Below are 13468 nucleotides of genomic sequence, written 5' to 3'. Positions count from 1 at the left end.
TTTGAAGTGTATTTTAGATTATAGATCTTTTATCATCCATGCCTGACAACTATAATGCCCGGTATCTCCCAATGGCTCTTCTAAAGGAGTAAAACCTACTTTTTTATACAATTTCCTGGCAGACTCCATATAAGGCATTGTTTCTAAATAACATTTGGCATATCCTTGTTCTTTTGCAAAATCAAGGCATGTATTTATCATCTTATACCCAACTCCTTTGCCTCTTGCCTGTGGTAAGAAATACATTTTTTGTAACTCGCAAATATCTTTAACAACCTCTCCTTCTAATGGGGCAATACCTGCACCACCAATGATTCTACCTTCTTCTTCGACTACGTAATACTTCATTCTCGAATAGTTATAAGTTTCATACATACTATCCAAAGATTTATCTTCATATGCAGTACCTACTTTTGGCACTCCCATTTCTATTAAGACTTCTCGTATTACCGAAGCAATTACTGTATTATCTTTTGACTGTATTGCTCGTATTTTTATATCATTCATTACTTTTAAAATACTATTTTTGTGATATCACCAGAAGATTCTTCTAATCTTCATTTGAATAAAAAATTAGCTTCTTAATAAGGTTATTGAAATATACGTTAAATCTAACAAGGAATCAATGAATAAGTTTCTATTATTATCAACATTACTTATAGGCATTACCAGTTGTTCTATTTCTAAAAAACCTGAATTTAAATATGTCGATAATATCGAGGTTAAAAATGTCAGTATGCGCAATATAACACTTAAAGCAGATGCTGTTTTCAATAACCCAAATCACATAAAAGGAAAACTTTCTATAGACAGCATACACATTTTTGTTGATAACATAGATGTCGGAGCACTCTCTTCACAAGAGTTCGATGTTCCCTCAAAAAATGTATTCACCATTCCACTTGAAGGAACTTTTTCGCTTTCTAAAGTTTATAAGAAAAACAAAAATAGTATCCTTGGTAGTGTACTAAAAGTAATTCAAAGTGATTCGCTTAACATAGAATATAAAGGCGTAATCCGATATCATTTGGGAAATTTTTCTTACCCTTATACGATTAACAAACAACAAAAGGTGAAATTAAAATAAAAACAACAACTTTACATAATATAATTTGGTGGTTTTTCACTGAAAACAGTGACACTAAACCTACATTAAGTAACTATATTTGTGCTACACGTTCAATATTCTTAAGCGCAGTTTCTTTCTTGACAATTGCACTATCATAAACAAAAACCTATCAAGTCCCATATTAATTAATCTTGAAAATAAAATGATTAAGCAGATTAAAAACTTTATTTTAATTGTGATTTTTTTTCCAATCACAAACACTTTTAGCCAAGCTCAGAATACTTCTGAAAGTATTGAAATCACCCCAATAAAAACAGAACCATTTAAATATTATCAACTCGAAGCCAAAACAACAGAAGGTGTAGAAGGAAAAATCTATCTAAATGGCAAAAAATTACATGAATTTGAAAAATCAGCAAGCCAGATAAGCACCAATAAAGCTCAAAAGCTTATAAAAAATGGCATCAATGAGATTGAACTCAAAATATCTTCGGTTGCTGAGAATGTAGAGAAAGGCTATTTTTCTAAATGCGTTGTTTTTATAGCTATACATGGTGTTAATGACAAAGTCTTTCCTTCTAAGGAAACTCAAATAGTTCGTATCAAATGGAATCCTAAGAAAGATCAAAAAAAAGGGGTTATCAAGTATGTGTTTGAGCTAAAAAGATAATTAATCAATACTACAGGTCTACTATACCATATAAAACACATAGTTTTACTTATTTTTGCTATTTGCAAAAGTGAAAACACACGAAAAATACATAAAACGCTGCATACAGCTTGCCAAAAACGGACTAGGAACAACCTACTCAAACCCTTTGGTAGGTTGTGTAATTGTACATAACGACAGTATCATTGGTGAAGGATGGCATTATCAATCAGGTAAACCTCATGCCGAAGTAAATGCTATTGCTTCAGTAAAAGATCATTCTCTTTTAAAAGACGCCACCATCTATGTTAGTCTTGAACCTTGTAGTCACTTTGGAAAAACACCTCCTTGTAGTAATCTTATTATCGAAAAAGGAATCAAAAAGGTAGTTATTGGCACAATAGATACTTTTGCAAAAGTATCGGGTGCCGGAATTCAAAAGTTAATGAATGCTGGTTGTGATGTAATTGTTGGAGTTCTAGAAAACGAATGCTTAGCATTAAATAAAAGGTTTTTTACTTTTCATAACAAAAAACGGCCATATATCATCCTAAAATGGGCAGAAACTGCAGATGGTTATATTGCACCGGTTACTACAAACAAAAGAAAACCTATCTGGATTACAAACACATATTCCAGGCAAATTGTACACAAATGGCGAGCAGAAGAACAAGCCATTTTGGTTGGCAGTCAAACTGTTATTAAGGATAATCCAAAACTTACTATCAGAGATTGGGCTGGCCAACATCACCCTACCAGAATTGTAATTAACAGATCAGGAAAAATACCTAAAGATTCTGCCGTATTAGACCAATCGGTAAAGACAATTATAATTACTTCAGAAAAATTTAAACAAAAAAATAGCGATACCCTTATTTACGAAGTTATCGACACGCAAGAAAATCTTGCCAAAGAAATATGTAACATTCTCTATAAACACAACATCCAATCAGTGATCATAGAAGGGGGCTCCTATACAATACAATCCTTTATTGATAAAAATCTCTGGGATGAGGCTAGGGTTTTTGAAGGAAATACTACTTTTGGAACCGGAATAAAATCTCCTTTACTTAAAGGAAACTTAATTTCTGAACAAAAAATTATGACAGACACCCTAAAGACATATCAAAATGATTAAAACTATAATTTTTGATTTTGGAGACGTCTTTATCAATTTAGACAAGTCCGCAACAGAAAGAGAATTATACAACCTCAAAAATGAAAAGCTTACTACAGAGTTGCGAGAACTTAATATGTTGTATGAAGCAGGCAAAATTACTACACCAGAACTTATAGAAAGCTTTCAGAAGCTTATCCCCAATGCTTCAGAGAAACAACTTATCTATGCATGGAATGCTCTTTTACTAGATTTCCCTAAACATCGCCTAGAATTCATTCAAAAACTAGCTTCAGAACAACGCTACCAGTTGATCTTACTTAGTAATAATAACGAATTACACATTAATTGGATTAAGGAAAATATTAGCTTTTTCCCTGAATTTAGATCATGTTTTGATGCTTTTTACCTTTCTCACGAAATCAACTTACGAAAGCCAGAACCTTATATTTTTGAGTTTGTTCTAAAACAACATCAATTAAACCCAAGTGAAACACTTTTTATTGATGACACAAAAGATAATACAGATACTGCTGCCGCACTAGGAATGCATACCTGGAACAACAACCCTGTAACCGAAGATGTTACAGATTTATTTACTATAAAATCTGATTTATTTTGATCTATTTAGCTTTAAGTGTTTTAGCATCTACTCTGATTTTTATCATCTTTAAGTTGTTTTCTAAATATAATGTAGATACACTTCAGGCAATTGTTGTTAATTATATAGTAGCTTCTGTTTCAGGAATTATAGCATACTCAGAACCAATAGATTTATCTTCTGTATCAGGAAAAGGATGGTTTTTTGGAGCAATGATCCTGGGGATAATATTTATATCTGTATTTAATTTAATGGCAATTACTACACAGAGAAATGGTCTCTCTGTAGCCGCCGTAGCTACCAAAATGAGCTTAGTAATTCCTATTATATTTGGGGTTATTGCCTATCAAGAAAGCACAGGTATTATAAAAATCCTGGGCATTATAATTGCACTTATCGCGGTTTATCTCACTTCAATTAAAACCACTGTAGGAATCCCAATAACAAAAAAGAATCTTATTTTCCCAGTATTGGTTTTTATCGGAAGTGGAGTTATCGATACCAGCATTAAGTTTTTAGAAACACATTATGTGGCAAAAAATGATATTCCGGTCTTTTCTGCAACCGTTTTTGGATTTGCCGCCATTGTTGGAATTATCACACTAGTATATAAAGTGATAACAGGAACATTTAAAATTGCATTTAAAAACATCATTGCAGGAGTTATATTAGGTGTTCCTAATTATTTTTCGATTTATTTTCTAATTCAGGCATTACGTCATGATAGTATGGATAGCTCTACAGTATTTACTATTAATAATGTGGCAATACTTTTGGTTTCGACTTTTGCAGGGATTTTATTTTTTCAAGAAAAATTAACCTTTAAAAACTGGATAGGTATCATTCTGGCGATTATTAGCATTATCTTAGTTGCCTTTTCTATATAGCGCATACTCATTGGAAATAAAAGACACATATAAAACAATTGACACTCCCGGAGAAGAAGCTCTTTTTAAAGATAAAAATAGCAAGTTTTTTGGATACACATTTCCTATCACTACAGAAGAAGAGGCTAAACATATTATTGCTGATCTTAAGAAAAAACATCACGCTGCCCGACATTGGTGTTATGCATGGAAAATAGGGACAGAATCTGCCACATACCGTATTAATGATGATGGCGAACCTTCTAATTCTGCGGGTCAACCCATCTATGGTCAGATTCTATCTTTTGATGTAACCAATATACTAATTGTTGTAGTGCGTTATTTTGGAGGCGTCAAATTAGGAGTTGGCGGATTAATTAATGCTTATAGAACTGCAGCTCAATTAGCACTTGAAACTTCGGATATAGTTGAAAAGACAATTAACATTGATTTTGTACTTATTTTCGAATATAAAGACATGAATAAAGTGATGAGAATTATTAAAGAGCATAATCTAAAAATCACTAAACAAGATCATGAATTGAATTGCAAAATTCATATTTCGGTAAGAAAAAAGTTTGCAGATAAAATAAAAGATGTTTTTTCCCCGTTGTATGGTATAGAAATTAGAAAAACACAGGATTAATAGTTTTTTATTTTTTCAAGCAAGTAAGAGGGACATGGAATAGGCTTTCTTGTTTTACTATCAACAAAGACTAAAGTTGTAGATGCTGTTGTTAGTAATTCATTATTTTTATTAAAAATCTCAAAATCGAAAACGATTTTTGCTGTAGGAATTTTCGTCAACGAAGTTTTAACAATTAATTCATCGTCGAAAAAGGCAGATTTCTTAAATTTAAAGTCTAATGTAAACACAGGAAGCATAACGCCATTTTCTTCCATTGATTTATATGAAACCCCTAATCGGGATAACCAATCAATTCGTGCCAATTCTAAATACTGCGCGTAGTTACCATGATATACTACACCCATCTGATCGGTTTCAGAGTATCGCACTTTTAGTAAAGTTTCTGAAGTGATTAGCATATTTTAAAAATGAGGGGTTATTTAATTAAATTAAAAAGTAGTGTTGTCAAATTATGCAAAAAAAATAATTAATATTCAACCCCTAAATCGTTTTTTTTTTACATTTTTTGTTCACATATTTGTCAAGCAAAAACAGTAAGGAGTTTTTCAGCAATTTCTTTTTAGTACCTTAATATAACAAAAAGTAAACCTGACCACAAGAATGAATGTAACCGCGCAATCAGTTTGGGATAGTTGTTTGTCTTTCATAGAAGACAATATTACACCTCAAGCTTTTAAAACATGGTTTGAACCAATCAAAGCTGTAAAGCTTACAGATAGCGCTCTCAGTATTCAGGTTCCTAGTAAATTTTTTTACGAGTGGCTAGAAGAACATTACGTAAATCTACTTAAAGTATCTTTAACCCGAGAATTAGGAGAAAGTGCCAAGTTAGTTTATGTTATTAAAATGGAAAACACGTATGGCAACAAAAAGCCATTTACTGAAAAAATTCCAAGTTCTAACCGAACTCCTGTTAACTCACAAGAAGTTGACGTCCCTATTAAAAGTAAAAATCCCGAGTTAAAAAATCCATTCGTTATTCCTGGAATACGAAATGTGAAAATAGAATCCCAATTAAACCCAAGTTATAATTTTGAAAATTTCTTAGAAGGAGATTCTAACCGATTAGCTCGTTCTGCAGGTATGGCTGTAGCTAATAAACCTGGAGGCACCTCTTTTAATCCTTTACTTATTTTTGGAGGAGTTGGTTTAGGAAAAACTCACCTAGCTCATGCAATCGGTGTTAACATAAAAGACAATTATCCAGAAAAAACAGTATTATATATTTCTGCCGAAAAATTTACTCAGCAATATATTGAATCTGTAAAAAAGAATAACAGAAATGATTTTATTCATTTTTATCAGATTATCGATGTTTTGATTGTTGATGACATACAACTATTATCTGGTAAAGCAGGAACTCAAGATGTATTCTTTCATATTTTCAACCATTTACACCAAAACGGAAAGCAAGTAATCCTAACCAGTGATAAAGCTCCTGTAGATATGCAGGATATAGAACAACGATTACTTTCTCGTTTTAAATGGGGGTTATCTGCAGAATTACATCAACCTGATTTCGAAACCAGAATTTCGATCATCAAAAACAAACTATATCGTGATGGTGTAGAAATGCCTGAAGAAATAGTTGAGTTTCTGGCAAACAATATCAAAACCAATATCCGAGAATTAGAAGGCGCAATTATATCATTAATAGCTCATTCTTCTTTTAACAAAAAAGATATCACAATAGACCTTGCCAAAGCCATAGTAGATAACTATGTTAAAAACACAAAACGTGAGGTATCTATCGATTACATCCAAAAGGTAGTAAGTGATTATTTCCAGATGGATGTAGAAACACTACAATCAAAGACACGAAAACGTCATATTGTACAAGCAAGACAGCTAGCTATGTTTTTTGCAAAAAAGCTAACCAAAGCCTCTTTAGCCAGTATTGGCACACAAATAGGAAAAAGAGATCATGCTACTGTTCTACACGCTTGCAAAACAGTAGACAATCTATCATCTACAGATAAGCAATTTAGAAAATACGTAGAAGATTTAGGAAAGAAACTTACATTATAATTTTACATTGTTCACAAACAGATCAACACTAATAATTCAATTGCATTATTAGTAAAAACATGTGTACCACATCTAAAACAACAAAACAAACTATATGAAAGTTAAAATTCTAATGGTATGCTTAGGCAATATATGCAGATCCCCCTTAGCAGAAGGTATTTTAAAATCTAAACTAGACTCACGTTTTTACAACGTAGCATCTTGCGGAACCAGTAGTTATCATATCGGTAGCAAACCCGATCAACGCTCTATCGATATTGCAAGACAACATGATATTGATATCACAGATCAAAGAGCTGCTCAATTTAAAATTAGTGACTTTACAACATATGACCACATATATACCATGGATAGCTCTAACTATCAAAATATAATCAATCTAGCCAGCAATGACCATGAAAAAAGTAAAGTGAAACGCATCTTAAACGAATCACACCCCAATAACGATCTTGATGTTCCTGACCCATATTATGGAGGCGATCAAGGCTTTGAAGAGGTGTTTCAAATGCTTAATGAAGCATGTGACAATATCGCCAGAAAACTCGAAGACCTCAATCATTTATAGACCCTACATAACCAAATAACACAGTTAACATCAATATCATTTCCCATTACTATATACTATCATCACAAATAATAGCGTTACAATAGATAACAATAAAAAAAATAATACTATTTTAGTATACACCCTACCAAGGGCATAAACGTTCTTAAACCTTAAAGATTAATTTATTGATAATCCACAAAGCATACATCACAACAGCGCTATCAACAAAAAGATCTTTAAAAAACCAGTTATAAAATAACCTATGGAATTTAAACCCCTAGATCCCAAAGGAAAATTATACCTAATCCCAACACGATTAGGAGATGATGTCCCTTTAGAAGTACTTCCTATATCCATTAAAAAGGTATTAGAGCAAGTCAATCATTATATTGTAGAAAACGAGAAGCCTGCAAGAAGATTCATAAAAAAGGTAAGCCCCAGCAAGTCTCAACGTTCTATTGTTATACATACCGTTAACAAATACACAGACACCTCTGAGATACCAAGCTATCTTGCACCTTGCCTTAACGGAGAATCTATTGGTTTACTATCTGATGCCGGATGCCCTGGGATTGCTGATCCAGGAGCAGAAGTTGTTAAAATAGCTCACGAAAAAGGAATACCAGTAACACCTCTTGTAGGACCATCATCGATATTACTAGCTATGATGAGCAGCGGAATGAATGGTCAGAATTTCACCTTTAACGGTTATCTTCCCATTGATAAAAACGAAAGAAAATCAACTATAAAACATCTGGAAAAAATTTCTTTAGAAAAAAATCAAGCACAGATATTTATTGAAACCCCTTATCGAAACGACAAAATGTTTTCTGATCTCAAAACCATACTAAACAACAATACCAGATTATGCATTGCATGTGACATCACATTAACTTCTGAATTTATCGCCACCAAAACGGTCGAAGAATGGAAAAAAGAAGAGATAGACCTTCATAAAAGACCAACCATATATATCATACAAAGAGATTAAGCCTAGAAAAAAGAAACTAGATAGCTTTTGCTTTTTTATCAGGAACAACAAAAGAAGTGTCATATCCTCCAAATCGTTTCATATAATAACGAATTGTAGTACCAAAAGCATCTGCAAACCCCTCTACTCCTCCACTACGTAAATATTTTTTTACAGCACCCGGCCCAGATAGATGTGCAGCAGCCAGAATTCCTGATTCTGTCACCTCTACTCCATTGATCCTTCTACCAACATACCATTTTATATCTCTACGCAGCACCCATTTATTTCTAGACAGATTAGCATAAAATGCTTTTTCCTGAAGAGCAGGGTTACTAAGAAATTCATTTCTTTTTACATTTCTAATACCTATCAAATCAAGTGTTCCTTTACCAAATTGATATTTTCCCAAATAACCAAATTGATTAACTACACCATAATCCCCACGAGACTCTTTAAAAGCAACAGCCTCTTTAAACCCAATATAAGATTTACCAAGCTCTGGAGAGATAAATGTATTATCATCTTCTATTTCATTAAAATTAGGTGCAATGTAATACAGATCCAAACCTTCTGTACTATAAGAACTAAGATCTATACTTTCTTTTGTTTTAAAACTTAGCAAGAGTATTCCCCCAATTGTAAGTAACACAGATAATCCTACTATCTTCTTTATCATATAAAAAATTTCTAAGTAGCCATCATAAAATGACGTCCCCCACTACTTAAATTTTTGCCGTGCAAATATACAACTTTTTTCAAAACAAAAAAGAACTAAGTGTTAAAATAATTATAATACTGAAAAACAGTGATTTACAACAAAAAACAAGTTTAAAAACGGTTAAATTTCCCCAAAAAAACCTTAAAAACAACACTTAAACGTCAAACCTTGTGTTTTAATCGAGAAAAAATGAATCCCTTATTTAGTAGTAATTCACAAAAAAGAATACAATTTTGTTAATAAATTTGTGCTGTTTTTTATTCTAAAAGAAGAAATTACTGTTTTTTTTCCTACAAAAAACAGTCGATAATCATCGTTTCACCCCTTGTTTATTAATCCAATCAACATACTGTTTTTTATTACGATTATGCTGACTGATCGTCTTGGCGAATTTATGATATCCAAAGTTTTCTACATTAGCTACAAAAAAGTAATATTCATGCTTTTCATAATTAAGAACCGCATCAATTGATGAGATATCAGGCATTGCTATTGGCCCTGGAGGTATCGAAGCGTATTTATAAGTATTATAAGGACTATCCAACTCTAAATCTTTATATAATACACGTTTTATAATTGCATCCCAGTCATTGCGATGTTTTTTAATAGCATAGATTACGGTAGGATCTGCATCCAATTTCCAATTATTATTATACCTATTCATATAAACTCCTGCTACTCTTGGGCGCTCATCTACTTTTGCCGTTTCTTTTTGTACAATCGAAGCAATAGTAATCACCTGATTTTGGGTTAATCCAATTTGCTTTGCTTTTGATACGCGGGATTCGTTCCAAAATCGCTTATACTCTTTCAGCATTCTTTGTCTAAACTGTTCTGCAGAAGTATTCCAAAAGAATTCATATTTATTAGGAATATACATTGCTAAAGCGGTTTCTGGAGTAAAATCATTTGCTTCTAAAAAAGATTCTTCTTTAAAAGCTTTTAACAAAGAAATACTATCCGACTCGATTTGCGAAGCAATTCTACCTGCAAGATTCTCTAGCCTTTCCTGATTATTAAAACTTACGTGTATAGGTGAGTTTTTACTTCGTAAAGTATTTATGATATCATTATTATTAAGACCTTTTTGTAAAATATATCGTCCTGCCTTAATTTTATTAATATACCCTTTTCTTCTTGCAATCCTATCAAAACTATAAATATCATTAACTACAGGGCTAATCGTTTCAATAAGTTCTGTATAGGTAGCTCCTGTGGGAATGTAAATGGTTGTTGTCTCGGTTTCAAAACTGGTATTAGGAGCAAAAACTGCTTGATAGACATAGTATGCAAAAATCCCTCCCGCAATTAAACCCAATAATGCAATAACTAATAGTATTTTTTTAATGTACATATACTAATTGATATAAAAATTCGTCTTTATAAATATCTTTTACTCGATTCCACTCTTTCTTTACCCCAACTTTATTAAACCCTCTATTTTCGAATAATTTAATACTAGTTATATTATCTTCAGAAATGTTTGCATACAATTGATGTAAATGCAAGTGAGTAAAACCATAGTTTACAATGAGTTCTAAAGCTTCTGCTCCATAACCCATACCTCTATTTTCTTTTTCTGCTATCAAAACACCTACTCCCGCTCTATTATGCATAGGATTGAAATCAAACAAATCTATCAAACCTAGTGTAGCATGATCATTAGAACAAATAACCAGTCGTAACTGTTTTACTTCATAAATATCTTTATGCGAATTCTCTAAATACTCTTTAATCAAAAATCGAGAGTATGGAGTCTGGGTAGAGCTCATTTCCCAAATCTGTTCATCATTTTCTACAATATAAACAAAATCAAGATCTTCGGGTTCAAGAGCCCGTAAATAAATATTTTTCCCTTTTAGTGTTACCATGTAATCTCTCCTTTAAAAACCTGTTCTGCAGGCCCTATCAAAAAGATATTCTTATATCCATTTCCATTTTTTTGAAAAGTAACTTTTAATCTTCCTCCCTGGGTATGAATATCAATTTCCTGATCGTTTGTTAATTTGGTGGTATGCATAGAAAGAGCCACTGCAGTAACTCCTGTACCACATGATAGTGTTTCATTTTCTACTCCCCTTTCATAAGTACGCACAGCAAATTCATTATCGCTTTTCTTTTCTACAAAATTCACATTACTTCCAGCTTCAAAATAAGGAGCTCCTTTTCGTATAGCTCTTCCTTTATTTTCTACATCATAATTCGCTAAATCCTCAACCATTGCAACATGATGAGGAGAACCAGTATCCAAAAACAAATGAGTATCATACTTCTCTATCTCAGATACATTTTGCATTTGCAAATGCACTAAGCCATCTTTTATTTCAGCTTTATGCTTACCATCAATTGCTGTAAAGGTAGCCTTATCTTTTATTACCCCAAGAAAAGCTGCAAAAGCAACCAGGCATCTCCCACCATTACCACACATTGAGCTTTCGTTTCCATCTGCATTAAAATAAACCATTGTAAAGTCATCCTCTTCATCCCGAGGAAGCTCTAACAACATTAAACCATCGGCTCCTATACCAAATTTTCTGTCACAAAGTCTGGCAAATAATTTGGTATCATTTTTGGAGAGTATAGCATCTCTATTATCAATGATTACAAAATCATTCCCGGTACCCTGGTATTTATAAAATGTAAGCGTCATTATTCTTTCAATTATAAGAGCAAAGGTACAAAGAATGTTATCAAAAAACCGTTGTTAATTGTGAGTTAAATTTCATAAAAAAAGTATACTATAATTGTAATTTTAAGAGTTAATACAAGTCTATTAGATTAGTATTACTTAAATCAAACAAAAAAAGAGAAGAAAATGAAAAGATTTTTGAGTTTATTGGTTGTAGCTATCCTAGCAGGTATATTTACTTTAGGCACATATAAAATGTTTTTAGAACCTGAAGCTACTGTCGTTAATGAAAGTGAAGCCAAACCAAATCTAACCCCTGTAAATTACACCCTAACTAATACTAATGCCTCTGCCTCTGTTTCTGGTATTGATTTTACTACCGCCGCAGAAAAGACAGTAAATGCAGTAGTTCATGTTAAACAATATGGGATTACACGTACACCTAGAAATTTAATGGAATTTTTCAGAAATGGTGGAGCACAGGAAAGAAGAATTCAAGGTGCTGGGTCAGGAGTTATTATTACAGAAGATGGATATATTGTAACCAATAACCACGTAATTGATGGAGCTACTGATTTAGAAATTACATTAAATAATAATAAATCTTATAAAGCCAAAGTTGTTGGTACTGCTCCGCAGTCTGATATAGCACTTATCAAGATCGATGCCGAAGAAAAATTATCATACATCCCGTTTGGTGATTCTAATTCGGCCAAAATTGGAGAATGGGTACTTGCGGTAGGAAATCCGTTTAACCTTACTTCTACTGTTACTGCCGGTATTATTAGTGCAAAATCAAGAGATTTAGATGAATCTGATAATAAAGCTCAATCTTTTATACAAACGGATGCTGCTATCAATCCCGGAAATAGTGGTGGTGCATTGGTAAATGTAAGAGGAGAGTTAATAGGGATCAATACAGCCATAACTTCACAAACCGGAAGTTATGTAGGATATGCCTTTGCCGTACCATCAAATAATGCTAAGAAAATAATCGACGATATCATAGAATTTGGTGGTGTACAAAGAGGTATATTAGGAATCACTGGCGGAACTATAAATCCAAAAGCCATGGAAACCTATGGCATCTCTACCTCACAAGGAGTAGTTGTAGCATCTGTTGCTGATGATAGCGGAGCAAAAAAAGCAGGACTTTTAGAAGGGGATGTTATAAAAGAAATAGACGGACTACCTATAAGAAAATTTTCAGATTTAACAGGGTATGTAAACAGCAAGAGACCTAAAGATGTTATTAATGTACGTGTATTAAGAAAAAATAAAGAACTTGTTTTACCGGTTACCTTATCAAAATACGAGATTCAAAGATATAAAATAAATGATGTTGGTGTAGAAGTAGCTAACCCACGCAAAGACTATTTAAAGAAATTCGATCTTGATCATGGAGTTGTAATTAGTAAAGCATTGAGCTCGAGAATGAAAAGATATAACCTGGAAGGCCTTATTATTAGTGAAATAGATGGCAAAAAAGTAAAGAGTGTTATTGAAGTAAAAGAAATAATTGAGAGTAAATATAAAGATGAAGATATCACCATTAGCCTGGTAGACAGAAATGGTCAAAAAAGAGAATTTGTATTTCAATAAACGTCACAAAACACAACTAT

16 protein-coding genes are annotated in these 13468 nt (G+C 32.6%); 10 read left to right on the top strand and 6 right to left on the bottom strand.

Annotated elements, in window-relative coordinates; translation table 11 throughout:
• Positions 1-18: 18 nt before the first annotated feature.
• The gene (locus ATO12_RS19550) at positions 19-507 is read right to left on the bottom strand and encodes a GNAT family N-acetyltransferase (RefSeq protein ID WP_034245400.1); all 489 of its coding nucleotides are present in this window, start codon (positions 505-507) and stop codon (positions 19-21) included.
• 118 nt (positions 508-625) lie between these two features.
• Here ATO12_RS19550 and ATO12_RS19545 point away from each other — a divergent pair, with 118 nt between their 5' ends.
• The 6 genes from ATO12_RS19545 (at position 626) to ATO12_RS19520 (ending at position 4948) form a co-directional block, all read left to right on the top strand.
• A complete protein-coding gene (locus ATO12_RS19545) occupies positions 626-1087 on the top strand; it encodes a hypothetical protein (protein WP_034245398.1) in 462 nt (153 codons plus the stop codon).
• A 184-nt stretch (positions 1088-1271) separates the two neighbouring features.
• Complete coding sequence (locus ATO12_RS19540) at positions 1272-1739, top strand: hypothetical protein (protein WP_034245395.1); 468 nt, start codon at positions 1272-1274, stop codon at positions 1737-1739.
• A 70-nt stretch (positions 1740-1809) separates the two neighbouring features.
• Positions 1810-2856, top strand: coding sequence for a bifunctional diaminohydroxyphosphoribosylaminopyrimidine deaminase/5-amino-6-(5-phosphoribosylamino)uracil reductase RibD (gene ribD, locus ATO12_RS19535; protein ID WP_034245392.1), 1047 nt, complete (start codon positions 1810-1812; stop codon positions 2854-2856).
• Positions 2849-3457 (top strand): HAD family hydrolase, encoded by a 609-nt coding sequence (locus ATO12_RS19530; RefSeq protein WP_034245389.1) that lies wholly within the window; start codon positions 2849-2851, stop codon positions 3455-3457. The genes ribD and ATO12_RS19530 overlap by 8 nt, the downstream gene beginning before the upstream one ends.
• Positions 3454-4323, top strand: coding sequence for an EamA family transporter (locus tag ATO12_RS19525; RefSeq protein WP_034245387.1), 870 nt, complete (start codon positions 3454-3456; stop codon positions 4321-4323). Before ATO12_RS19530 ends, ATO12_RS19525 begins: the two co-directional genes overlap by 4 nt.
• A 10-nt stretch (positions 4324-4333) precedes the next feature.
• On the top strand, positions 4334-4948 hold the full coding sequence (locus tag ATO12_RS19520) for an IMPACT family protein (protein WP_034245384.1): 615 nt from the start codon (positions 4334-4336) through the stop codon (positions 4946-4948).
• On the opposite strand, the gene ATO12_RS19515 is transcribed toward ATO12_RS19520, so the two are convergent.
• On the bottom strand, positions 4945-5349 hold the full coding sequence (locus ATO12_RS19515) for an acyl-CoA thioesterase (RefSeq protein WP_025663976.1): 405 nt from the start codon (positions 5347-5349) through the stop codon (positions 4945-4947). The genes ATO12_RS19520 and ATO12_RS19515 overlap by 4 nt on opposite strands.
• A gap of 202 nt (positions 5350-5551) precedes the next feature.
• On the opposite strand from ATO12_RS19515, the gene dnaA reads away from it, so the two are divergent.
• The 3 genes from dnaA to ATO12_RS19500 all read left to right on the top strand — a co-directional run bounded on the left by dnaA (position 5552) and on the right by ATO12_RS19500 (position 8517).
• Entirely contained in the window at positions 5552-6979 is a 1428-nt protein-coding gene (gene dnaA / locus ATO12_RS19510) for a chromosomal replication initiator protein DnaA (protein ID WP_034245380.1), read from the top strand.
• A 94-nt stretch (positions 6980-7073) separates the two neighbouring features.
• Positions 7074-7544: a low molecular weight protein-tyrosine-phosphatase gene (locus ATO12_RS19505; protein ID WP_034245377.1), complete on the top strand. Its 471-nt coding sequence runs from the start codon at positions 7074-7076 to the stop codon at positions 7542-7544.
• Positions 7545-7788: 244 nt separating this feature from the next.
• On the top strand, positions 7789-8517 hold the full coding sequence (locus ATO12_RS19500; protein WP_034245373.1) for an SAM-dependent methyltransferase: 729 nt from the start codon (positions 7789-7791) through the stop codon (positions 8515-8517).
• Positions 8518-8533: 16 nt separating this feature from the next.
• Here the strand turns inward: ATO12_RS19500 and ATO12_RS19495 are convergent, their stop codons facing one another.
• The 4 genes from ATO12_RS19495 to dapF all read right to left on the bottom strand — a co-directional run bounded on the left by ATO12_RS19495 (position 8534) and on the right by dapF (position 11867).
• Complete coding sequence (locus ATO12_RS19495; protein ID WP_034245370.1) at positions 8534-9175, bottom strand: hypothetical protein; 642 nt, start codon at positions 9173-9175, stop codon at positions 8534-8536.
• Between the two features lie 352 nt (positions 9176-9527).
• Positions 9528-10571, bottom strand: a complete 1044-nt coding sequence (gene mltG, locus ATO12_RS19490) for an endolytic transglycosylase MltG (protein ID WP_034245367.1) — start codon at positions 10569-10571, stop codon at positions 9528-9530.
• Entirely contained in the window at positions 10561-11088 is a 528-nt protein-coding gene (locus ATO12_RS19485) for a GNAT family N-acetyltransferase (protein ID WP_034245364.1), read from the bottom strand. Before ATO12_RS19485 ends, mltG begins: the two co-directional genes overlap by 11 nt.
• Positions 11082-11867: a diaminopimelate epimerase gene (gene dapF / locus ATO12_RS19480; RefSeq protein WP_034245360.1), complete on the bottom strand. Its 786-nt coding sequence runs from the start codon at positions 11865-11867 to the stop codon at positions 11082-11084. Before dapF ends, ATO12_RS19485 begins: the two co-directional genes overlap by 7 nt.
• Positions 11868-12032: 165 nt before the next feature.
• Here dapF and ATO12_RS19475 point away from each other — a divergent pair, with 165 nt between their 5' ends.
• The gene (locus tag ATO12_RS19475; protein WP_034245357.1) at positions 12033-13448 is read left to right on the top strand and encodes a trypsin-like peptidase domain-containing protein; all 1416 of its coding nucleotides are present in this window, start codon (positions 12033-12035) and stop codon (positions 13446-13448) included.
• Positions 13449-13468 lie beyond the last annotated feature (20 nt).

Source organism: Aquimarina atlantica (assembly GCF_000626715.1).
Classification (GTDB): domain Bacteria; phylum Bacteroidota; class Bacteroidia; order Flavobacteriales; family Flavobacteriaceae; genus Aquimarina; species Aquimarina atlantica.
This window is presented reverse-complemented; position numbering and strand designations above follow the sequence as displayed.